Raw genomic sequence first — 23,694 nt, 5'->3', positions numbered from 1 at the left:
ATTAACTAGAAAAGGTTTATTAATGATCAAAATTATAAAAACTTTCAAAAATTTAAAAATAAATAATGTTAATGCATATTTGATAATTAATAAACAACTAAATAAAGCTATTTTAATTGATGGTGCTTATAGATGTGAAAGTATTTTTAAATATCTAAAACGATATAAAATTATTTTAACAGATATTTTTATCACTCATTTTCATCACGACCACACCATTGGATTAGATAAGTTAGCTTTATTAACTGGGTGTGCAATACATATACATAAGTTTGATTATCCTTATTTATTAGACAAAACAGTGAATGGAAGTCAAAATGGGCAAGTAGTTGATTTTGATAACCCAGAAATAAAATTTGAGATTTTTAAAAATGATGTTAAGTTAAATATTAACGGTTTTCAAATTAATACCATTCATAAAGGTGGTCATACACCAGGAACAACTTTTTATGAACTTGATAATAAATATTTATTTGTTGGGGATACTTTATTTATTGACAAAGTTGGGTTTCATAAAGCTATGTTTCATAATTTACAAAGTAGTGCCTTAAAATCATTAATTGATCAAACTTGTGATGATGATAGATTTTATGCTTCAATTGATTCTATTGTTAAAGACTATTCTAAACATTTAATCTACCCTGGTCATTGAAAACAAGGTTTTAAAACAAATGATGTTTTAAATAATAAAAATCACGTTTATAATAAGAAAATAAACAGACACTTTAATTAGTGTCTGTTTTAATAATTTCTACAAATTTTCAAGTTTTATTAGTCGTTTCATATTCAAATTTAAAAACTATGCAGTTGAACATATTTTTAGGTCTTTCAACTTTACTGTTTAATAAATGTAAGCCAGAAAATTCTCTTAAAATTCTACCATGTGATACAACCAATATATTTTCGTTAAAATCCTCTTCAGCTATTTTATTCATTATAAATTTTGTTCTTGATCTTACTTGCTGTTGGTTTTCTCCACCTAATTCAACAAAATAATTACCAAAAGGAAATTTAATATGTTCATGTTTGATTGCTGGAACACTTTCAGCTGATCCAAAGTTTCATTCATTTAATTCAACAAAGCTTTTAAACCCCAAATTCGGTGCAACATATTTTATTGTATTTTTTGTTCTATTTAATTTCTGAAGTATAACCACTACCAAATAATATATTATTTTTATTAAATCATTTACCAGCATTAATAGCTTGCTCTATTCCGTTTTCAGTTAATGGGGAATCACAAAAACCTTGCTTAATTTTTTTAACATTAAATAAAGTCTCACCATGTCGCATTAAATAAATGTTTTTTTCATAATTACCTCTTACTAAAATTATAGAGTATAAACCCCAACAATGATTGTTGGGGTTTATACTTTAAGCTATCCAAAGTAATTAATAGTTTCTTCTACTTCAGGATTTAATATCGTATATTCTTCTTGTTCATTGCTCATCAGAATATATTGATTATGTTCATTATAATCATTACTGATACTTTTTAAGGTTTGAACTTGCACAAAATCACTATCATGATGAGACAGCTTTGGTTGATTCTTAACAGATGCTGTATCATCAAATTCAATTGAAGTAGATCCTAGCTTAAATTTGGCTTTGTCGTGATTTTTTGATGATTCTATATAAACTAATGGCAAAGCTGCAATATCTAACAAAAAATCAGCCGCTTTTCCAATAATTGCTGCAACCCCATTTAGCAAAGCACCACTAGCACTAGCACCACCAATTATTTCTTTTGCTTTTTTAGTGTCAATTTTTTTAATTATATCACCTCCTTTCATTTCAAAAAGTATTTAATGTGAAATTTTTAAATAACGGAGTTTTTGTATAATGTTGCTAACAAAAGATAATGAAAAAATGCCTTTTTTGCCTTATTAATATGCTTTTTTTCCACAAGCATTTTACATATATGTATAATATTTGTGAACTTAATAATATTGTATCTAACTTACACATAGCAACATATTGGGTTGCTGTCCTGCCTTAGACCTATCTAAGACTGTAAGAAGAATAATGATATTAAATGTGATGGTGAAAATATAATTTTTATTGAGTTTGATATTAAACTAAGAAAGAGGAAAATTCAACATGAAAAAATTATTATTATCTTTAATGTCAGTTTCAGTTGTTGGCACTAGTGCAACAAGTGTATTAGCGTGTGTTTCAAAAAATGACACAGATATTTATTTAGTACAAGGAAATAGTGGGGAAATCAGAGATAAAAGTTTTAATGAATCTGCTTTTAATGCTGGCAACAACTTCTTGCAAGAAGTTCTAGGTAGAAAGAAAAATATTTCTTATGTCAGAGTTAAAGATTCAGAAACAGCAACTCTTACAAAAGCTTATAATAATGCTATTAGAAATAAACCTAAAACTTTAATACTACCCGGTTTTTATCATGCAGTTCCAGATAACGGGAATAATAGTGCCGCTGGTTTAATGAAGGGTAAAGGTTCAACAATCTTAATTGACGCTGCTGATCAAATAGAAAATCAAATTAACATTTCATATAGAGGAGATGTATCAGGGTTTTACGCAGGAATGGCTGCAATCGTTACTGAATTAGGTAAAGATGATGCTAAAGAAGTTAAATTAGGAGCATTTGGTGGAAACTCAAACCCTAAATCAGTGGATAACTTTATCGTTGGTTATATGTCTGCTATTAAAGTTTGAAATCAAACAAGTGTTGAAGATAAAACAAAACTATTTGCATCAATAGATGAACAAAAAGCATCAACATGAGCTAAAAGAGATATAACAGTTAAAACTACTCAAAAGATTAGTCCTGAAGCTACAATGAAAAAAAATGATACAGATTGATTCTCAAATTCATTTGTTGTTGGTGAAGCTGTCCCGCTTTTATCTAAATTAGATGCAACTGTTGTTATGCCAGTGGCAGGACCTCAAACAGCAGATGCTATTAGTGTTACTGGTAAAAATTTCAAAATTGTTGGAGTTGATACTGATCAATCTCTAGCATTTGAAAAAGGTAATTTTATAACTTCAGCTGAAAAAGCTATTGAATCATCAACTTTAATTTCTTTAGCTCATACTCCAGAGTGAAAAGATGTTAATTTAGGAGAAGAGACAGTTTTAACTAAAACTGCAAAAATTGTAAAAGAATCAGGATTGAGTTTAACTAGACAAGATAGCAAAGACGGAGAATTCAAAGACGTTGATCTTGCTGAAAACAAAGATTGAACTAACTCAGTATTATGAGCAAATGGTGACATGTCATCTGGTGGTAAAAATGCTTTAAGTAATGAAACTAAAAATGCTATTAAGGAAATTTATACACCAAAAGTTTTAACTGAGGCTTCAAAAGATTTATTTACTTACATCGATAGTCAAAATGCTGAATTTTATAATAAATATTCAATTATTAGTAAAGTTTCTATTGATGCATATGCAAATAAAATTGTTACTGGTAAACAAATGAAAAATTTATCAGATGATTTAGATGAATTAAACTTAGGTGAACTAAATGATAAAGAAGAAGCAACTATTCTTAATGCTATTTTTAATAAGAATAGCACAGTTTCTAAAAATGAATTAATTATTTCTGAAATTAAAGATAATGAAGCTAAAGTAAATATTAAAGATGGTTCTACAGTTTATAATAAACTTGATTCTCCTTTGGTTATTACTTTTACTATTAAATCTCCTGCATCTGGTAATAATATTAATTAAAACATTTTTTTAATAGGACCTTGGTTCTATTTTTTTAAAAATAACTATTAAACTAAATATTATTTACATCTAAATAATATTAAGTATCTTTGAAAGGTGAAATGCTTATGAATGCAATTGAAATGAAAAATATATCAATGATTTTTAACAAAAAAATTGTTGCTAACAAAGATATTAGTTTATCTGTTAAAAAGGGTGAAATTCATGCTTTGATGGGTGAAAACGGAGCAGGTAAATCAACATTAATGTCTATTTTATTTGGTATTTACCAACCAACAAAAGGAAAGATAATTATAAATGGTAAAGAAGAATATATTTATTCACCTATACAAGCAACTAAATTAGGTATTGGCATGGTTCATCAGCACTTTAAATTAATTGATATTTTTCCTGTTTGAAAAAATATAGCCTTAGGTGCTGAAGATGTTGGTTTAAAACAATTTATAAGAAAGAAAACAATAGTAAATGACTTAACAACAATTATGAACAAGTATAATTTACACGTTGATCTTTTAGCAAAAGTTAAAGATATCTCAGTTGGTATGAAGCAAAGAGTAGAAATACTAAAAGTTTTATACAGAAAAGCAGACATAATGGTTTTTGATGAGCCTACAGCTGTACTAACGCCAATTGAAATAGATGGTTTACTAAAAGTCATTTTGGATTTAAAAAAAGATGGCAAAACAATTATAATAATTACTCATAAAATGGCTGAAATTCAAAAAGTTGCTGATAGAGCTTCAATTTTAAGATTAGGTGAATTTAAAGGAACTTATGATGTCAAAAAAACTAATATAGAAACTCTGTCGATGGCAATGGTTGGAAGAGACTTAGTTGAAGTTAAAAATGATAGAAAAGTTATTGATCATAATGAAGTTATTCAAATTAAAAATATTAATGTTAGAAAACATCATAAGATTTTAGGACTAAAAAACTTTTCTTTAAATGTTAGAGCTGGTGAAATTGTAGGCATTGCTGGTGTTGAAGGTAATGGCCAATCAGAAATAGCAGAAGCCTTAACTGGTATGAAAAAAATTGAAAGTGGCACAATTCATATTAATAATAAAGATATCACACATTTAAGTATTAAAAAAAGATATAAAGATCATAAAATGTGTTTTATTCCCGAAGATAGACAAAAGTTTGGCTTAGTTTTAGATACCAATTTAATTGACAATATAGCTTTACAAAATATTGATGATACAAAGTATTCTAAAAATGGAATAATTAACAGATTGGCAATTCAAAAAGAAACACAAAAAATTATTAAAGAGTTTGATGTTAGAAATGCAAGTTCTGGGTTTGCTATAGCTAGATCTTTAAGTGGTGGAAATCAGCAAAAACTTATTGTTGGAAGAGAACTATCAAGGCAAAGTGATTTTATAGTTATTTTTCAACCAACAAGAGGTCTAGATATTGGTTCAATCGAATTTATACATACACAAATTTTAAAAGCAAAAACTGAAAATAAAGCAATAATTCTTATTTCTTATGAATTAAGCGAAATTATACAATTATCTGATAGAGTGTTGGTTTTAAATGCCGGTAGTGTAATTGGTGAACTAGTAGGTGATCAAATAACAAGAGAAAAATTAGGTAAAATGATGGTTTCATCTTTGGGGGCAGATCATGAATAATAAATTAAATGTTTTTGCAATAAAACAAAAAATGTATTTTAAGTCATCTATTTTTAAAGAAAAAGTCAGCAAAACAAAAGTAACGACTTTGGCAATCTTAATTGGTTTATTCTTGTCAAGTTTATTTGTTTTTGCAGTTGGTTCAAATGGATTTGAATTTGTACTTTCTAGTTTCATTGCTCCATTTAAATATATGGATAATTTAAAAGAAACACTTATTTGAATATCAACTTTTACTTTGCTTGGATTAGGAATGGGGTTAGGTTTTAAAATTAAACTTTTTAATATTAGTGGAACTGGGCAAGCAATCTTAGGTTTAATAGTAGCTTATACTATTTTGTATAAGATTGCTGGTTCAAACGATGGTATCAAAGATATTTCAGCAACCTATGGATTTCCAATATTTTTTATTTTTATATTAACAGGCGCTGCTTTATCTTGTTTAATTGGTTTTTTAAAAATATATTTAAATATTCATGAAGTTGCTTCTTCAATTGTGTTAAATTGAATTATTTGATATTCTTTTGAATTATATGTTAATAAATTTTTTGTTATTGGTGATATTTCTACTTCATCACCAGAATTGCTAAAACCTTTTGGCGAATATATTTGAGTTTTTGGGCTTGTTTTGACTGCTATTTGTGTTATTGGTGTTACTTTTGTTTACAACAAAACAACCATTGGATACAAATACAAAGTGATGGGACTACAAAGTGATGCTGCTATTTATTCAGGAATAAATGTAAAAAAATATTTACTTTTTGTAACAGGTATTCAAGGTTTACTAATATCTTGTGGAGCTTTTATGTATATATTTGGAATTAAATTCCAAATGGGATGAAAAGACACAGACTTTCCCACAATAGGTTTTGATGGATTACCGATTGCTCTAATTGCTTTTAATAATTTTTTAGCAATGGTACCTATAGCAACTATTTGATCATTTCAAAAAGTTGGAATGAAACTTTTAATTGATGGTGGGGCTTTTAATACAGTTCCAGAAGCAACTTCGGGTTTAGTTTTTGGAATTATTATGTACATTTCTGCTTTATATGTTGTCTTTGCAAGAATTGATTTAAAAGATTTATATTACAAGACTAAAATGAAACTTATGAATCCTGCAGTAAAATTAAATAACAAGCATATTAAAACTGAAAGTATGAAAGTTAAAAAGCAAATTAAATTACTTAAAACTAAATTAAATGTAAATGCTAATGAAAATCTAAAAATTGAACTAGATAATTTAAAAAAGATTTTAATCGATCTTAATACCTCTAAAAAAGATTTTAAAAATAGTCAATATAAAAAGTTTAGTAAAAACATCAAAATTAGTATTAAAGATGCTCAACAAAGTATATATGTTGAAAAAACATATAAGCTATTAGATGAAATTTCACTGCTTGATATTGATAATAATTATAAGCAAACAGTTAAAGATTTATTAGAACAATATGGTATAGAAAAAAAAGATATGTTTAAAAAATTTAAACTGCAGCTAAATAGTTATGATAGAGAAATAAAAATGTTATTTAAAAAAAGTAATTTTAAAATTAACAAGGATAATAAAAAACTTTTACAAAAGGAAAAATTTGATTGATTTTATTCAACAATTAATTTAAATGAAAAATTAACTTTTAATAAAGTAATAAAAGTTAAATTAAGTCGTCAACAAGAAAAAGTTATCAAATACAATAGGTATTTGGCTATAGGAGGTAAGTATGTCAGAAGCGTTAATTAGATATGCATTATCTTTCTTTGTTATTTTTTCTTTAGCATCTCTAGCTGCAATGATTTGTGAACGCTCAGGAGTTATTAATTTAGGTATTGAGGGTTTTATGATTATAGGTTGTATGATATATGCATTACTACCTAAAGCTTTAGCAATAATAAATGTTGATTATGATAGTTATTGAATAATTATATTTATAGCTAGTATAATACTAGCTATGTTAGGAACATTTTTATTCTCATTGCTACATTCTTTTATTGTTTTAAAATTAAAAACTGATCAAATAGTTTCAGGAACAGTAATTAACTTATTAGCGCAAGGAATTGGTTTTTTCTTAGTTGGGGTTGAAAATCTTGGTAGTTCAGGTAATATACAAGGAACAATAAGTCCTATTTTACAAGAAACCCCAGCTGTAAGCATTTATTTTATTATTACATTAATTTTCATAACAGGGTTATTTGGATATTTCAAATTTACAAAAACTGGAACAAGACATATTGCTGCTGGGGAAAACCCTAATGCTTTAGATACTGCTGGGGTTAGTGTTAATAAATATCGCTTTATAGCAATTTCTGTTTCTTCATGCTTAGCTGGTTTAGCTGGAATTATTTACACAATTAACATAAAAGTACAATTTGCTGTTCCTGATGTAAATGGAATTGGATTTATTTCATTAGCAATTATGGTTATTGGACAGTGAAAAGTATTACTAATTGTATTTGTATCATTTGTGTTTTCCATTTTCTTTACAATAGGGAAAATGATTAATATTCCAAACTTTACGTTTGGTCTAGCTCCATTGCTCCCATTCTTGATGTCACTAGTTGTAATGGTAATTGCATCAAAATGATCAATAGCGCCAAAAGAAGCTGGAATACCTTTTGATAAAACTTTAAGATAAAAAAATGCATGTGAAATGCATTTTTTTATCATTCTCATGTTTTTAATTTGTCAGTGTCCATAATAGCAATATATGGTAAATTTCTTAACTTTTCATCATAATCAAGACCATATCCAATGACAAACTCATTTTCAATAGAAAAACCTATAAAGTTAGCTTCAAACTCAATTTTTCTTCCTCCTGGCTTATCAACTAAAGTTACAACATTAACTGATGCAGCTTTTCTTGATTTCAAATAATCTTTTAAAAAACTTAATGTATGTCCAGTGTCAACTATATCCTCTACTATTAAAACATGTTTATTTTTAATATCTGAATTTAAATCCAAATTAATTTTTGGTTGTTTATTTGATTTTAAACCTCCAAGATATGAACTAATAACCATAAAATCCATAACTACATCTTGTTTAAAGTTCATAAAGAACTCTGCGTAAAATGGTACACACCCTTTCAAGATTCCTACTACAACAATATCTTTATCCTTAATATTGTTTTTTTTGTAATGTTCTGTAACTTCTTTTGCTAATTCTGCTACTCTTGTTTTGATTTGTTCTTCTGTTAAAAGTACTCTTTTAACCAATGGGTGTAATGCCATGACTTCTCCTTTATTTATTTATACTAAAACAATAACATAATTCAATTTTTAATTGTTATTTTTTATACTTTCAATGTACATTTCTAAAATAAGTTGTGCTGCTAATGTGTCTTTGTGCTCTTTTTGTTTAGCTCTTGATATTCCAGCTTCAATCATAATAGCTTTAGCCATCTTAGTAGTTCGACGCTCATCTACTTTAATTACTTGTGAATGTGATATATGTGAATTGTATTGCAAAAATCCATCAATAAAATAATCAACCATTTCAGCTCTTTCACCAATTGAACCATCCATGTTCTTTGGATAACCAAAAACAAATACTTTAAAGTTTTTATCTTTGATATATTCAGTTAATAAATTAACACCAGCTTCAAAGTCTCATTCTTCAAACTTTAAATTAATTTCTTTTTTAGCTATTAGACCATTTGAAGATGCTAAACCAATAGTTTTACTGCCAATATCTAATGCTAATATATTATTCATATGCTTTACCTTTTTTAAATTTTATACTTAATAAAAAACTAAAGATTAATATACTTATAATCATAGCACCAGTTACATCAGTTAAGAAATGAGCAGCTAAAACCATCCTTGAACCAGCAGTTAATATTGCAAATAACAACGCTATTGCAAAATTAACTGGTACAATCAAAGATTTTCTATTCATCACAAAAATTGGGGCTAATAAACTCATTGCAGAAGTAGTATGACCAGATGGGAATGATTTATTTTTTCCAAATGCATTTGATCAATCAAATTGCCACCAAGCATGATATTCATAAGTACCTTCCATTACATTTCTTGGTCTTGGACGAGAAACTACATTTTTTAGCATCTCAGTTGATAAATATATCAGCAATACAAACACAATTGATAAAATTATTTTTTTTACTAAATTTTTATCTTTTACAAGCTCAATGTTTTTATGTCAAAAATATGAAATGATTAGATCAAAAATAATGATTATAAGTGCATTAAATTGAAGAGGTAATAATTTATTACTTTGAAAAAAATTTGATTCAATCATTAAAAAAATGAATAAAACTAATACTTCAAAAATAATAATTATAAATGAACCTTGTGTTTTTGTAATCCCTTTGTAAAATACATAGTGGTAAACCAAACCTACAATAATAAAACTTAAAGGTATAACAATAGCTATTTTTCCAAATATATCAAATGTTTGTCCATATAATGATTCTTTGTTAACTAGTTTTTCAGCTATTTTAAGATCATAAAAACTACCAATAACAAAAACACTTATAATTAAGACTAAGCTTGAGGTGATTAGTGTACGCAACGTTGTATTATAACTTTTTGTTCTTAATTTTAAATTCATAATTACATTTTACACTAAAAGTAAAACTTAATAAACTTTTTAAATTCATAATTTAATTGAAAATTAGTTTTAAAGAGGTTCTTAAGATTATGAAAGAATTGTTAGTATTATTAGGTTTTATTGTTTTTACTACAAACTTTTTTCTAGTGACTATGTATGTTGATGAGTAATTACTGCTCACCATATTTTCTCAAGATCCTTATGAAACATATGGATGATTAAAAAACACTTTTATCAGAAGGATTAATTTAATTAAAAGAGCAAAATAGAGAAACATAAAGATAATCTTAATTAACACCAAAAGAAATAGGTAATTCTAAAAAGTTACACTTATTTTAAGTTTTTATGAAGAAAGTTGTAGATTCACTACAACGATTAGAGAATATGAAAGATTTTATCCAAAAGGTAAAAATGAAGAATATGCAAAACATGTTTTTAGAATTTCAAAGCTTTTTAACAATTGTTTTATAAACAAATAAAATTCCTTAATAATATTGAAGTTTTATTTACTTTTTTATTGGAAAAAAATAAATTTGAAATTAAAAAAACTAAGCTCTTGCTTAGTTTTATAAAAATTTATTTATTAATTTTTAAGTTGTAGAATGTTTTAAATCCATCGTAAACTGCATTTGCACCCAATTCATCTTCAATTTGTAACAATCTATTGTATTTTGCAATTCTATCTGAACGTGACATTGATCCAGTTTTAATTTGACCTGTGTTAAATGCAACAGCTAAGTCAGCAATAGTAGAATCTTCAGTTTCACCTGATCTATGAGAAACAACAGCAGTTCAACCAGCTTTTTGACTCATTGTAATAGCTTCGATTGTTTCTGATAATGTCCCAATTTGATTTAACTTAATTAAAGTTGAGTTTGCAGCACCTTTATTGATTCCTTCTTTAATAAATTCTGGGTTAGTAACAAATAAGTCATCCCCAACAATTTGAACTCTATCACCAATTTTTTGGTTTAATAGAACAAATCCATCTCAGTCTCTTTCGTGTAGTCCATCTTCAACTGAAATGATTGGATAGTTGTTTACTAATTTTTGTAAATAAGCTACCATTTCTTTAGTATCTAGGGCATATTCTTGTCCTGTTACTTTTTCAATTTTTTTGAAGTGGTATTTTTTATCTTCTTTATATAATTCTGATGAAGCACAATCCATTGCAATCATCACACCTTCAGCACCAGTTTTGTAACCTGCTTTTTCAATAGCTTCTAATAATAAATCTAGAGCTACTTCAGCTGGTGTTTTTTTCTTGAATGAAGCTAAATCTTGTTTAGCATAAGCTCAATGGAAATTTGGTGCAAATCCACCTTCATCACCAACTGCAGTAATATCTCCTTTATCATGTAAAATTGATTTTAAAGCTTGAAAAATTTCTGATGATCATCTTAATGCTTCTTTAAAAGTTGGAGCACCAACTGGCATAATCATGAATTCTTGGAAATCGATTGCTGATTCAGCGTGTTCTCCACCATTAATAACATTTAACATTGGAACTGGCAAGCGTTTTGCTTGTACTCCACCAATGTATCTATATAAAGGAACTTCTAATTCACTTGCAGCAGCATGAGCAGCAGCTAATGAAACAGCCAACATACCGTTTGCTCCTAATTTTTTCTTAAATGGAGTTCCATCTAAATCTAACATAATTTGGTCTAGACCTAATTGGTTTTGAACATCAAATCCAATTAAATTTGGAGCAATTTTAGTATTAACGTTTTCAACTGCTTTTAACACACCTTTACCGTTGTAACGTTTTTTGTCTCCATCTCTTAATTCTAAAGCTTCACTTTCTCCAGTAGAAGCTCCTGATGGAGATTTAGCTAATCCATAACCACCAAATTCTGTTCATAACTCAACTTCAACAGTCGGAGTTCCACGTGAATCTAAAACTTCACGTGCAATAATTTTTTCAATTCTTGACATTTTATATCCTCTCTTTTTTTTAACATAAACATGTTTTACATTTATAATTATATTCTTTTTTAATGAAAATAAAAAAATAAAATCATCAAATGTGTTATTATTTAAAAGTTATATATAAATACAAGGAGAAAAAATGTCAAACAAAAAAATAATTAACATTGCTGTGATTGCCCATGTTGATGCAGGTAAATCTACATTAGTAGATGCTTTGCTAAAGCAAGGTGGAGCTTTCAGAGATAATCAAGAAGTGATCGAACAAGTAATGGATTCAAATGACCAAGAACGTGAACGTGGAATTACTATTTATTCAAAAAACTGTGCTATTGAGTACAAAGATATCAAAATTAATATCGTTGATACACCAGGTCATGCTGATTTTTCAAGTGAAGTTGAACGTATTATGAAAACTGTTGACACAGTTATTCTATTAGTAGATTCCAGTGAAGGTCCAATGCCTCAAACTAGATTTGTTCTATCTAAAGCATTAGAATTGGGATTGAACCCAATCTTAATGATTAACAAGATTGACAAAAAAGATCAAAGAGCTATTGAGGTGGTAGATGAAGTTTTAGAACTATTTATGGAATTAGACGCTACTGATGAACAATTACATTTTAAAACAATTTTTGGAATTGCAAAAAATGGAATTGCTCAGTTCTCATTAGAAGATGAAGGTAAAAATTTAGATCCTTTATTTGAAACAATAGTTGAACAAGTTGGAACATATCCAATTGAATTAGCTGACAAACCTTTAAAAATGCAAGTAAGTTCATTAGCTTATGATTCATTTATTGGACGATTAGGAATTGGAAGAATATTTGAAGGTAAAATTGTTGAAGGTCAAACTGTTAGTGTTGTTAAAAATGATGGTGAAGTTAGACAAGGTAAAATTTCAAAATTAACTGTTTATCAAGGGTTAGCTAAAGTTGCAGTTAAAGAAGCTTTTGCTGGAGATATCATTAACTTTGCAGGAATTGAACATATTTCAATTGGTGATACAGTTAATGAACTAAACAACATTAATGCAATGGAACCAATCATTATTGAAGAACCAACAATGAGTATGAACTTTTTAGTTAACAACTCTCCTTTTGCTGGTAAAGTTGGAAAATTTGTAACTTCTAGAAATATCAAAGAACGTTTAGAAAAAGAAATGGAAATTAATGTTGGGTTAAAAGTTGAACCATTAAATAATCCAACTATTGAAGGTTTTAAAGTTTTAGGGCGTGGAGAACTTCACTTATCTGTTCTAATTGAACAAATGAGAAGAGAAGGTTTTGAACTTGCACTTTCAAAACCAGAAGTAATTTTTAGAAAAGAAGAAGGTTCAAAAGAATTATTAGAACCAATGGAAAGAGTTATTATTAACGTTCCAACCGAATATTCAGGAACAGTTATTAACAAGTTAAATCAAAGAAAAGGTTTAATGATTGACATGGATAGTGATGGAGTTAGAGATAAAGTTATTTATAACATTCCATTACGTGCATTAATTGGTTTTAGAAGTGAATTTACTAATGATACACATGGTGAAGGAATTATGGTTAGAAGTTTTAATGGTTTTGAACCATATAAGGGCGAAATTGAATCACGTAAGAATGGCGTTCTTATTTCTATGGCTAATGGTAAAACTTTACCTTATGCATTAGGCAATATTGAAGAACGTGGAACATTATTTATTGGTCCTCAAATTGAAATTTATGATGGGATGATCATTGGACAACACTCAAGAGACAACGATTTAGAAGTCAACCCAACTACTGGTAAAAAATTAACCAATACTCGTTCAAGTGGAACTGATGATTCAGTTAGATTAACTCCACCTAAACTAATGACTTTAGAAGAAGCTTTAGAATATATCGAATGAGATGAATTAGTAGAAGTAACTCCAGATAACATTAGATTAAGAAAAAGATGATTGTCTTCAACTGAAAGAAAACAACATCGAAACGATAACAAAAAAGCTATTGATTAATAAAAGTTTTAACAGCAATTTAATTGTTGTTTTTTTTGTTGTGATATTGCATTTAAAAAAGTTAAATGTTTTTTGGGTTAATAATTTTATTTAAATAACATTTAAGTTATTTTAGAAAGGAGAGTTCAAATGATAGATTTAAGTTTTTTAATATTGCCTTGTATTTTAATAATGTGAGAAATATTTTCTATATTTAAAGAAAAAAAGACGTCAACTATATTGAAACACATGTAAGAGCATCATACATAAGGTTTGTTTGTTTAGTTATTTCAATCATTAGTTGAGTTTTATTTTTAGTGGTTTGACCAGTATCAAATCATTTAATTATTTATGCATATTTTTTATTGGATTTAGTTTGATTAATAATTTTGTCTTACGAAAGCTTTGTGTTTGTTAACAAATTGCAAACAGAAATGAAACAATATGGAATTGAAGTTAAAAAGTGAGTTAAATTTTTTTCTTTTTTACCATTATTTAATTTAATATTTGACATTTTATATTCATATCATTTTAAAAACATTCAAAAAAATAAATAATAGGAAATGTTCCTTATTATTAAAAATTATTATTTTCATTGTTAGAGTTCATATGTTCTAACATTGCTATTTCATCATATCTTTCAATTATATTAACTTTATGAAATTGGCTTAGTGCTTCTTTTGATTCCAAAAATTGATATTCTAAATGTTCAGCTAGTAATATTAATCTGTCAAATAACAATTCATGCTGAATTAAAAGTTCTAAATTTTTATTAGCACTATCAAACTCAACTTCATCTAAATTAACTTCCATGTCATCAACATTATCAATCATAGAACTTAAAAGTTCCATTAGCATATAAGGCATATCTTTTAATGCATTCTTAGAACGTTTGTTTTTTGAGGCAAATTCAATAACACTAGTTTCAAAATATTTGAAAACATCTAAAAACTGAGTTTTTTTAACCTTTTCAATAAATTCTTTCAAATAAATTTGTGACAATTTTAAAAATGATTTTTCAATAGAAACATCAACCCCATTTTCATCAATAGCTTCAAATCCTTCAATATTAAAACTTTCATAAATTTTTGAAAAATCTTTGCATACTCTAAAAGTTGCTTCAAAACTCATAATAATTATTTTTTTTACAAATTGAATATCTGATTCATCACTATTTGTAATTTCAGCTCTTTCAAAAAAGTTAGATTTAATATCTAATATTTTTTCGTTTTTAACAATATTTCAATAACTTTCATATGATTCATCACTTTTTAACCATGATTGATACATGAAAAAAAGTAAATCAGCAGCTGATTGGTGATCTGGGATAGATTTTTGAATGAAAAATTCATTTTCAATGAATTGTTTTATGGAGTTTTTGTAATAGAATTTTTTCATACTTTTCCTTTCAATTAGTCGTCTAATTTTAAGACTGCAATAAATGCTTCTTGTGGAACTTCAACATTCCCAATTTCTTTCATCTTCTTTTTACCTTCTTTTTGTTTATTAAGAAGTTTTTTACGTCGAGATTTATCTGCTGCATGTAATTTTCAAGTCACATCTTTACGATAAGCTTTAATTGTTTCTCTGGCTAAAACTTTATTGCCAATAGCTGCTTGTATTGGAACTTCAAAATTTTGTCTTGGAATTAATTCTTTTAATTTTTTAGTTAAAGCGTTACCTCTTTGATAAGCAAACTGTTTGTTCACAATCATTGAAAATGCATCAACTTTATTACCATTTAATAAAATATCCATTTTAACTAATGATGATTCTTGATAACCAATAATATCATATTCAAATGAAGCATAACCTCTTGAAATAGATTTTAACTTATTAAAAAAATCAAAAATTATTTCTGCTAAAGGCATATCATAAATTAACATTCTTCTTTTATCATCAATTACCTGAATGTCTCTATATGTTCCTAATTTATTTTGACATAAACTCATTAAATCTCCAACTGATTCTAGAGATGTCATGATTTTAACATTAACAAAAGGCTCTTCAATATATTTAATTTTTTGAGGGTCAGGTAGTTTTGCGGGATTATCAATTGTAATATCACTACCATCAGTTAGATAAACTTTATAAATAACTGAGGGAGCTGTTGCTATTAGATTAAGATCATATTCTCTTTCTAATCTTTCTTGCACAACTTCCATATGTAATAAGCCTAAAAAACCAACTCTAAAACCAAATCCTAAAGCTTGAGATGTTTCTGGTTCATAAACTAGTGATGAATCAGATAATTCCATTTTTTCTAATGCTTCTTTAAAGTCTTGATATTGATTTGTATCAATTGGATAAATCCCACAATAAACCATTGGTTTAAGTTTTTTATAGCCTTCTAAGGGTTCAAGTGCTGGATTATTTTCGCTTGTAATAGTATCACCAACATTAATATCTTTAATTGTTTTAATTGATGCAGCTATTCATCCAACTTCACCAGCTTCTAAAGTTGCTTTTTTTGTTATTTTTGGTGTTTTAATTCCTACTTCAGTTACTTCATAAACTAAACTATTAGACATAAACTTTATTTTTTGACCAACCTTAATTGAACCTTGTCTAACTCTTATAGACATAACTACACCCAAATACTTATCATAATAACTATCAAATATTAAAGCTCTTAGTGGTTCTTGATCAACAGCATCTTTAGGAGGTGGAATATGACTTACAATCGCTTCTAAAACATCTTCAACATTTAGTCCAGTTTTTGCTGAAATTAATGGAGCATTACTACAATCAATTCCAATGGTATTTTCAATTTCTTCTTTCACTCTTTCAACATCAGCTGAAGGTAAATCTATTTTGTTAATAACTGGGATTATTTCAAGATTATTTTCTAAAGCTAAATAAACATTAGCTAAAGTTTGTGCTTCTACACCTTGTGTAGCATCCACAACCAAAATAGCACCTTCACAAGCTGCTAAACTTCTTGATACCTCATATGCAAAATCAACATGCCCTGGTGTATCAATTAAATGAAATACATAATCTTCATTATCTTTTGACTTGTAATGTAATTGAACTGAGTTTAATTTAATTGTTATTCCTCTTTCTCTTTCAATATCCATTGAATCTAGTAATTGTTCTTGCATTTCTCTTTTAGAAACTGTTTTGGTTATCTCTAAAATACGGTCTGCTAAAGTAGACTTACCATGGTCAATATGAGCTATTATGCTAAAATTTCTAATTTTTGATTTATCCATTTTATACCCTTTTAATCTAAATTTTTGTTAATAAATTCAAGCACATCTTTTATTGCATAAATTTTATCTTTATCACTAAAAATTCTGTTTCTTGATTTTTTGTAAATTTTAAAATCTACATTATTACCTAACTTTATAAATTTTGTAAATAATCTTCTAGTACTTTTAGAGAATTTTGTGTATGCGTCTTGTTCACCTGTCATTAACAGCATTGGAAAATCTTTATCGATCATATCAATATTTTTAATTTTAGAAAGAAATACTTGTCCTTCTAAAATGTCTTTATTTGCACAATTGGTCATTCAAGACAATTTAAGAGTGTCCTTATTAAATCTACTTACAAATTCTTTATCTGAAGATAACCATGCGTTTTGCATTGCTGGGTTTCTTTTATTACCAAATGAACCATCCAAGTTTTTAAAAAAATAATTACTTGGCCATTTATTAATTAAAATGCTTGCTGTTTTTAAATAAATATACTTAGGTAAAGTTTTTATATAAGAATGATTTTTAACACCACTTAAAATAAGACCAGATATAGTTTCACAATATTTAATAGCATATGCAAGGCTAAAATCTGTTCCAATTGTTTGACCTAGCATAAATATTGGTAAATCCATATATTCTCTTCTAATATATGTATTGACTGTTCTTAAATCTTCAATACTGTTATTTCAGCCTTGATGTCTAGCAAAATAACCTTTTTCTTTGCTTTCTAAAGAAGATTCACCCATTCCTCTTAAATCTGTTCCAAACACTAAAATACCATGTTTGTTTAACTCTTTAGCTATATCTTGATACATTGACATGTGTTCATCAATATTGTGAACTATTTGGACAATAGCTTTTGCTTGTTGATCAGGAGCTCATTCAAAATTAATTAATTCATTTCCATCAATCATTTGTAACTGAAATTTTCTCATTTTAAACCTCCTTATTCATTTCTTGAAAGTCAGCTTCAGCAGCCAAACGATCAGCTAGATCGTTATATTTGTCTCCACTGTGACCTTTGACCCATATGAATTTTAGGTTTACTTTTTCTTTTATTTTACTACAAAAACTTATATATTCTAAAGCTTCTGTATTTTTTGCACTTCATTCACCTTTAGCTCACTTTGCTATTCCTTCATAATCATGATATAAAGTTAAGTTTTTAATGTTATTTGCAAAAGCAAATAACATTGCTCTTTTAGCACCTTCAAGTTCACCACTCACATTTCACATTGAAGTTTCTTGCGAATCATCGAATCTTTTTGAAAAATGAAATTCTCTTGTGTTTCAAAGTACAACAGCACCATACGAATAAGTTTTATTACTTTTTAAAAAACTACCATCACTGTACGCTATAGCATGATTCATATCAATTATTAAAGTTTCAGATTTTTGCTTTAAAACATTTTTAGGTTTATCATGAAGTCAGGCTTCAGCTTCTTCTCAAGTTGCAAAAGATTTATAAATAGCACCTTTAAAATTAAGAATCTGTGCTTGGCACTCTTCTCATGTTTTGTAAATACCAACTTTTTTACCTTTTTTAACTGAATAATATTTCATATAGCCTCACTTAGTAATTAATATGCTCTAGCAAAATAAACTTGCATTTTTGTATCTTTATTGCAATTAAAGCATTTCATATTTTTATTTTCTTGTTCAAATGGAATACAACGTGAATTGGTTGAAGTCTGTTGTTTAACATCCTCTTCACATGAAACTTCCCCACAAAATGGGACAAGTATAAATCCTTGATTGGAATTTAAAACATCTTTATACTCTTGAATTGAATTTACTGAGGTTGTTCTTTTTTTTCTATTTTCTAAAGCTAAATTAAAAATATTTTCATCATATGCTTTAATCATTGAATCAACAATTTTTTCAACATCATTAATGTTAACTTCCATTTTTTCTTTTGTATCTCTTCTTGAAATCACAACAACTTTTTTTTCTAAATCTCTTGGTCCAATTTCAATTCTTAAAGGAATACCTTTAATTTCAGCTTCACTAATTTTAAATCCAAATGATTTATCTGTTTTATCAATATCAACTCTATATTTATTTGATAACATATTTTTAATTGATTCACTAATTTTAATAACTTCATCAGTGTCTTTGATTTGAATTATTCTAACTTGAATTGGAGAAATTTTAGAAGGTAATACTAACCCATTATCATCTGAGTGAGACATAATAATAGCACCAATTAATCTAGTTGATACACCTCAACTAGTACTATAACCATATTCTAATTTACCTTCTTTATTCTGAAATTTTATATCATAAACTTTTGAAAAGTTGTCTTCGAAGTAATGTGAAGTTCCACATTGTAAAGCTTGCCCATCATACATTAAAGATTCAATTGTATAAGTACTATGTGCACCTGCAAATTTTTCTTTTTGTGTCTTTTGCCCCATAATAACTGGTAATAATAAAAATTCTCTTACAAAAGTTTCATATATATTTAAAATTTTTAAAGTAAAATCATGTGCCTGAACTTTTGAATCATGAACAGTATGTCCTTCTTGTCATAAAAATTCACTAGTTCTTAAAAATGGTCTAGTTGTTTTTTCTCAACGCATAACATTTGCTCATTGATTAAATAAAAGTGGTAAGTCTCGATATGATTTAACTTCTGTTTTGAAAAAGTCAGCCATTAACACTTCACTAGTAGGTCTAATAAATAATGGTTCTGGTAATTGATTATCACCAACTCTTGTAACAGTGGCTATTTCTGGTGAGAATCCATCAATATGTTCTTTTTCTTTATTGAATAAAGATTCAGGAATCAATAATGGAAAATACACATTTTCTACATTAATTTTTTTAAATTCTAAATCAAGTTGTTTTTGAATTAGTTCTCAAATAGCATATCCATATGGTCTAAAAATAATAGTGCCTTTAACAGGAGCGTAACTGGCTAATTTAGCATTCAAAACAATATCTGTATATCATTTTGAAAAATCAACATCTCTTGGAGTTATTTTATCTAGTTGTGTCATATTATAATTCTCCTGTTCTTACCATTCCATCATGGCTTATATATATTTTAATTTGTAATTCTTCATCTTTTATAATTGTTTTGATTAAATCAAAATATTCTTCATCACGAATCAATATTCAATTAATGTCTTCGACTTTAATTGCTTCAACAACATTAATCATTCCATAAGCTCGGTTAAATATTCAATCATTTTTAGAACTTTTAGCAAGTTTCTCAGGATCAATACCAATTACCATAAACTCATTGTCGTTGATTGTTTGATCAGATAATCATTTTCAAAAATGTGCTCTTGATGATACATCAAAATCTAAATTTATTGATTCTTGTCTTTGATGATAATCTCAAACAACAAACTCTTCATTTGTTTTTAACTTTAATTCTTTAACTGGTCTTATTCCATGTCTTAAAATATTTGAAGCATTTTTAACATTTGTATAAAATAAAAAATGATTAATTTTTTTTGTTTTTGTTAATTCAAGTATTAATTCTTTTTCACTCCCAGCATTAACAAAAAGCGATTTAAAAAAACTATCTAGTTCATTTTCTTCTAAAATATCATCACTAAATGTTTTTCAAAATATTAACTTAGATACCATATTTTTTACTTTATTGTTCATGATTACTCCAAAACTATATTATATTATATATTTATTTACGATTTTATACATAAAAAACTACCCTTAAGGTAGTTATTTTTTTAAACTGGCGGGTTAAGAGAGACTCGAACTCTCGCGCCGGAAACCGACCTAACACCTTAGCAGGGTGTCCTCTTCACCAACTTGAGTATTAACCCATGAAAACACTTAAATATTATAACAATTAAGTGTGAATTTATTTGTAATTACTTGTGATATTTTTCATTTTTAATAATTTTGAAGCTTCTATATATTTGTTCTGCAAGAATTATTCTAAATAATTGATATGGTAATGTAATATTTCCTAAAGATATTTTTGTGAATTTTTGCTCCAATAATTCTTTAGAAAAACCATCACTTGGACCAATTAAAAATAATAATTTAGCTCTTTTAAAGTTTTTATTATTATTAATTATATTAGCTAATTCTTCACTACTAACAATTTTTGAATTAACGTTTAAGCAAATGATTTCATATTCAGAATAACTTTTAAGTTTTTCTAAAATCGCCTTTGAATTAATAATTTTATTATTTTCTTCTTCTTTATTAAATTCTTCTTTTAATTCAATAACTTCAAATTTTGAATAATTTTTTATTCTACTTTGATATTCGTTAAAAGATTTTATAAAAAAATCTTTGTCTAAACTTCCAAAGCATAATATTTTAATATCCATGTATTAAAAACCAAATCCTTTACCACCAAAATTTGGCATACGACCACTTTTCATTTGTTTTCCCATTTCAAGAACTTGTTTTTTTCCTTTTTCAAATGAATTAATTAACTCATTTAGTTCTTTTTCAGTTCTACCAGAACCATTAATAATTCTTGATTTTCTGGATATTGATTTTAGAAGTTTTGGTTCTCTTCTTTCTTTTAAAGTCATTGAACTCATTAAAATTGAAAACACAACTAATTTTCTTTGTGATTCTTCTATTTGATTTTCTGAAATCTTAGCACCAGGAATCATTTTCATTAAACCACCAATGTTACCCATTTTAGATACTTGAACCAATTGGTTTCTTAAATCTTCTAAATCAAATTGACCCATGAACATACGTTTCATTGTTTTTTGAATTGAACGTTCATCAACATTTTCAACTACTTTTTCAAATAAGGTTTCAATATCACCCATCCCAAGAATACGATCAGCCATACGTTTTGGATAGAATGGTGCTAATGCAGAAACACCTTCACCTTCACCAATAAATTTAATTGGTAATTTTGTCATATGTCTAATTGATAGAGTTGCACCTCCGCGAGCATCTCCGTCAAGTTTAGTAACAATAACCCCTGTTAGTTTTAACTGATTATTAAATTCATTAGTTACATTAATAATTTCTTGTCCAACCATACCATCAACAACTAATAAAATTTCTTGAGGTGATGTGTTTTTTCTCAAATCATTTAACTCATTCATTAATTCTTTATCAATTTGCAAACGACCAGCTGTATCTAAAATTATTAAATCATGATTGTTTTTTTCAGCAAAATCAATTGCTTGTTTAGCAGTTTTTACAGGGTTTTGCTTTTGTTTTTCAAAAACAGGGATATTGATTTTTTTACCCAATTCAACTAATTGATCAATAGCCCCTGGTCTATAAATATCTAATCCTACTAATAATGGCTTTTTTGCTTGTTTTTTTGATAAGTAATAAGCAAGTTTGCTTGCTGATGTAGTTTTTCCAGATCCTTGTAAACCAACCATCATAATAATTGCTGGTTTTTTTGATAAGTTTAATGGAGCAACTTCTTTTCCCAAAATGCTCATTAATTCACTATGCACTATTTTTAAAAGTTGTTGTTGAGAAGTTGCGCCTTCCTCGATATAACCACCGATAGCTTTTTCTTTAATTTTACTAATTAATTCTTTGACAACATCAATATTAACGTCAGCTTCTAATAACGCTAATCGTATTTCGCGTAATGTTTCTTGAATGTTTTCTTCATTCAGTGTAGATTTTGCTATATTTTTCTCCATTGAACGCTTCATGCGTTTTGCTAAAAAATCTCCAAATCCCATATGATACCTCCGATTTATCTTTTTTAATTATAAACAAAAAAAGTGTGTTTTGTAATATTAGAAAAATAGTAAGTTTAAAATTTAGTAAGGAATTTATTGAAAAATTGTTTTATAATGTTAAGAAATATATTACATTACAAAGTATGAACTTTTAATTCGAGAAAATAAAAAAAGCAGGATTTAGTTCTATTTGGATGTTCTATTTGGAAATTAGGTTTAATGACTAACCCACCAAACTCAAATTACTCACAATATTTTGTAAATAAAACATTTTAAAGCTTCATTCATATTTTTTAAATTACCAGTCAAAGGAGCTCAAAAACAATTTAGAGGACTAGTAAAATAACTTAAATAATTGCATAATCACTATTTTTGATTTAATCTATAATTTACCAATTGCAATTGAACTTAAACAACTTATTTGATAACTTTTCTGATAATTTAAATAAGTAATTATTACTTTAAAAATTATTATAATTAAGATAAGCATCTTTTTCTTTTAACTTTAATACTTGACCGATACTATCATATCGTTTAAATTCAATATATAAAGTCTGGCTTTTGACTAAAACATCTTCGACCTCTATTTGTATTAAAGAACTTATATTATTTTTTTATAGATAATAATTTAGAATCAGAATTAATTAGTTCTAAGATCTCTAATAATTCTAATTTTCCATAACTATTAGTTCCAAATGTATTCACAACCTATTCGATTTTAATGACTGCATGTAAATTTATTAATTAGCTCTTTTAGCTTTTTCTATTTATTGATTAGAAAGAACTTTTTTGTTTTTTGCCAGGGTTTTTAAACATTCTTTAAACTTATTTTCAACTTTTTGTTTACTGTCAATAGTTAAATAGAAATGCCCAAAAAAAGTTAAATTAAATACTAAACTTAAGAGTGGAGAATTGCTTTTTCCACTCTTTTTGAAAATAAATTTAGTTTGAATTTTTTCTTTATTACTATTATTTTAGTTTTATTAATTTTTGACACTTTTATATTTATATATGTATATCACAAATTTCTTGGCCA

The 23,694-nt window shown here is 27.0% G+C and carries 21 protein-coding genes, 1 tRNA gene and 1 riboswitch; of the genes, 6 read left to right on the top strand and 16 right to left on the bottom strand.

The features are described 5' to 3' along the window. The first annotated feature begins 22 nt into the window (after positions 1-22). Complete coding sequence (locus tag MCORR_RS02710; protein WP_104208056.1) at positions 23-733, top strand: MBL fold metallo-hydrolase; 711 nt, start codon at positions 23-25, stop codon at positions 731-733. Here MCORR_RS02710 and MCORR_RS02705 read toward each other — a convergent pair. The 3 genes from MCORR_RS02705 to MCORR_RS02695 form a co-directional block, all read right to left on the bottom strand. Next, positions 726-1,097: a histidine phosphatase family protein gene (locus MCORR_RS02705; protein ID WP_181021218.1), complete on the bottom strand. Its 372-nt coding sequence runs from the start codon at positions 1,095-1,097 to the stop codon at positions 726-728. The two genes, MCORR_RS02710 and MCORR_RS02705, sit on opposite strands and share 8 nt — an antisense overlap. Before the next feature lie 34 nt (positions 1,098-1,131). Continuing rightward, positions 1,132-1,293, bottom strand: a complete 162-nt coding sequence (locus MCORR_RS03725; protein WP_146063414.1) for a phosphoglycerate mutase family protein — start codon at positions 1,291-1,293, stop codon at positions 1,132-1,134. Positions 1,294-1,379: 86 nt separating this feature from the next. Next, positions 1,380-1,793: a hypothetical protein gene (locus tag MCORR_RS02695; RefSeq protein WP_104208054.1), complete on the bottom strand. Its 414-nt coding sequence runs from the start codon at positions 1,791-1,793 to the stop codon at positions 1,380-1,382. Positions 1,794-1,958: 165 nt separating this feature from the next. Then, positions 1,959-2,019: riboswitch (nucleoside riboswitch) on the top strand. 81 nt (positions 2,020-2,100) lie between these two features. On the opposite strand from MCORR_RS02695, the gene MCORR_RS02690 reads away from it, so the two are divergent. From MCORR_RS02690 to MCORR_RS02675, 4 genes are all read left to right on the top strand, one after another. Continuing rightward, the gene (locus tag MCORR_RS02690; RefSeq protein WP_104208053.1) at positions 2,101-3,702 is read left to right on the top strand and encodes a hypothetical protein; all 1,602 of its coding nucleotides are present in this window, start codon (positions 2,101-2,103) and stop codon (positions 3,700-3,702) included. 107 nt (positions 3,703-3,809) lie between these two features. Beyond that, entirely contained in the window at positions 3,810-5,339 is a 1,530-nt protein-coding gene (locus tag MCORR_RS02685; protein ID WP_245851778.1) for an ABC transporter ATP-binding protein, read from the top strand. After that, positions 5,332-7,077, top strand: a complete 1,746-nt coding sequence (locus tag MCORR_RS02680; protein ID WP_104208051.1) for an ABC transporter permease — start codon at positions 5,332-5,334, stop codon at positions 7,075-7,077. Before MCORR_RS02685 ends, MCORR_RS02680 begins: the two co-directional genes overlap by 8 nt. After that, on the top strand, positions 7,058-7,969 hold the full coding sequence (locus MCORR_RS02675) for an ABC transporter permease (RefSeq protein ID WP_104208050.1): 912 nt from the start codon (positions 7,058-7,060) through the stop codon (positions 7,967-7,969). Before MCORR_RS02680 ends, MCORR_RS02675 begins: the two co-directional genes overlap by 20 nt. A gap of 25 nt (positions 7,970-7,994) precedes the next feature. On the opposite strand, the gene hpt is transcribed toward MCORR_RS02675, so the two are convergent. The 4 genes from hpt to eno form a co-directional block, all read right to left on the bottom strand. Next, a complete protein-coding gene (gene hpt, locus MCORR_RS02670; RefSeq protein ID WP_104208049.1) occupies positions 7,995-8,564 on the bottom strand; it encodes a hypoxanthine phosphoribosyltransferase in 570 nt (189 codons plus the stop codon). Between the two features lie 48 nt (positions 8,565-8,612). Next, positions 8,613-9,047, bottom strand: coding sequence for a Holliday junction resolvase RuvX (gene ruvX / locus MCORR_RS02665; RefSeq protein ID WP_104208048.1), 435 nt, complete (start codon positions 9,045-9,047; stop codon positions 8,613-8,615). Next, positions 9,040-9,903, bottom strand: a complete 864-nt coding sequence (locus tag MCORR_RS02660) for a phosphatase PAP2 family protein (RefSeq protein ID WP_104208047.1) — start codon at positions 9,901-9,903, stop codon at positions 9,040-9,042. The genes ruvX and MCORR_RS02660 overlap by 8 nt, the downstream gene beginning before the upstream one ends. A gap of 576 nt (positions 9,904-10,479) precedes the next feature. Beyond that, entirely contained in the window at positions 10,480-11,841 is a 1,362-nt protein-coding gene (gene eno / locus MCORR_RS02655) for a phosphopyruvate hydratase (protein WP_104208046.1), read from the bottom strand. Positions 11,842-11,974: 133 nt separating this feature from the next. Here eno and typA point away from each other — a divergent pair, with 133 nt between their 5' ends. Then, the gene (gene typA, locus MCORR_RS02650; protein WP_104208045.1) at positions 11,975-13,816 is read left to right on the top strand and encodes a translational GTPase TypA; all 1,842 of its coding nucleotides are present in this window, start codon (positions 11,975-11,977) and stop codon (positions 13,814-13,816) included. 555 nt (positions 13,817-14,371) lie between these two features. Here the strand turns inward: typA and MCORR_RS02645 are convergent. The 9 genes from MCORR_RS02645 to ffh all read right to left on the bottom strand — a co-directional run bounded on the left by MCORR_RS02645 (position 14,372) and on the right by ffh (position 22,658). Beyond that, positions 14,372-15,193 (bottom strand): hypothetical protein, encoded by an 822-nt coding sequence (locus MCORR_RS02645; RefSeq protein WP_104208044.1) that lies wholly within the window; start codon positions 15,191-15,193, stop codon positions 14,372-14,374. Between the two features lie 14 nt (positions 15,194-15,207). Beyond that, the gene (gene lepA, locus MCORR_RS02640) at positions 15,208-17,010 is read right to left on the bottom strand and encodes a translation elongation factor 4 (protein WP_104208043.1); all 1,803 of its coding nucleotides are present in this window, start codon (positions 17,008-17,010) and stop codon (positions 15,208-15,210) included. An 11-nt stretch (positions 17,011-17,021) separates the two neighbouring features. Next, on the bottom strand, positions 17,022-17,933 hold the full coding sequence (locus MCORR_RS02635; RefSeq protein WP_104208042.1) for an alpha/beta fold hydrolase: 912 nt from the start codon (positions 17,931-17,933) through the stop codon (positions 17,022-17,024). 1 nt (position 17,934) lies between these two features. Then, a complete protein-coding gene (locus MCORR_RS02630) occupies positions 17,935-18,561 on the bottom strand; it encodes a ribonuclease H1 domain-containing protein (RefSeq protein WP_104208041.1) in 627 nt (208 codons plus the stop codon). 17 nt (positions 18,562-18,578) lie between these two features. Beyond that, positions 18,579-20,000, bottom strand: a complete 1,422-nt coding sequence (gene proS / locus MCORR_RS02625; RefSeq protein ID WP_104208040.1) for a proline--tRNA ligase — start codon at positions 19,998-20,000, stop codon at positions 18,579-18,581. Position 20,001: 1 nt separating this feature from the next. Then, a complete protein-coding gene (locus tag MCORR_RS02620) occupies positions 20,002-20,619 on the bottom strand; it encodes a hypothetical protein (protein WP_104208039.1) in 618 nt (205 codons plus the stop codon). A gap of 86 nt (positions 20,620-20,705) precedes the next feature. Further along, positions 20,706-20,795, bottom strand: a tRNA-Ser gene (locus tag MCORR_RS02615). A gap of 48 nt (positions 20,796-20,843) precedes the next feature. Then, positions 20,844-21,311 carry a 23S rRNA (pseudouridine(1915)-N(3))-methyltransferase RlmH gene (locus tag MCORR_RS02610; protein ID WP_104208038.1) on the bottom strand — a complete coding sequence of 156 codons (468 nt, stop codon included), beginning with the start codon at positions 21,309-21,311 and terminating at the stop codon, positions 20,844-20,846. A gap of 3 nt (positions 21,312-21,314) precedes the next feature. Further along, positions 21,315-22,658 carry a signal recognition particle protein gene (gene ffh, locus MCORR_RS02605; RefSeq protein WP_104208037.1) on the bottom strand — a complete coding sequence of 448 codons (1,344 nt, stop codon included), beginning with the start codon at positions 22,656-22,658 and terminating at the stop codon, positions 21,315-21,317. Positions 22,659-23,694 lie beyond the last annotated feature (1,036 nt).

This window comes from Mesoplasma corruscae (assembly GCF_002930145.1).
Taxonomy (GTDB): Bacteria; Bacillota_I; Bacilli_A; order Mycoplasmatales; family Mycoplasmataceae; genus Entomoplasma; species Entomoplasma ellychniae.
Note: the sequence above shows the minus strand (reverse complement) of the source record. Positions and strands in the feature narration are given on the sequence as shown.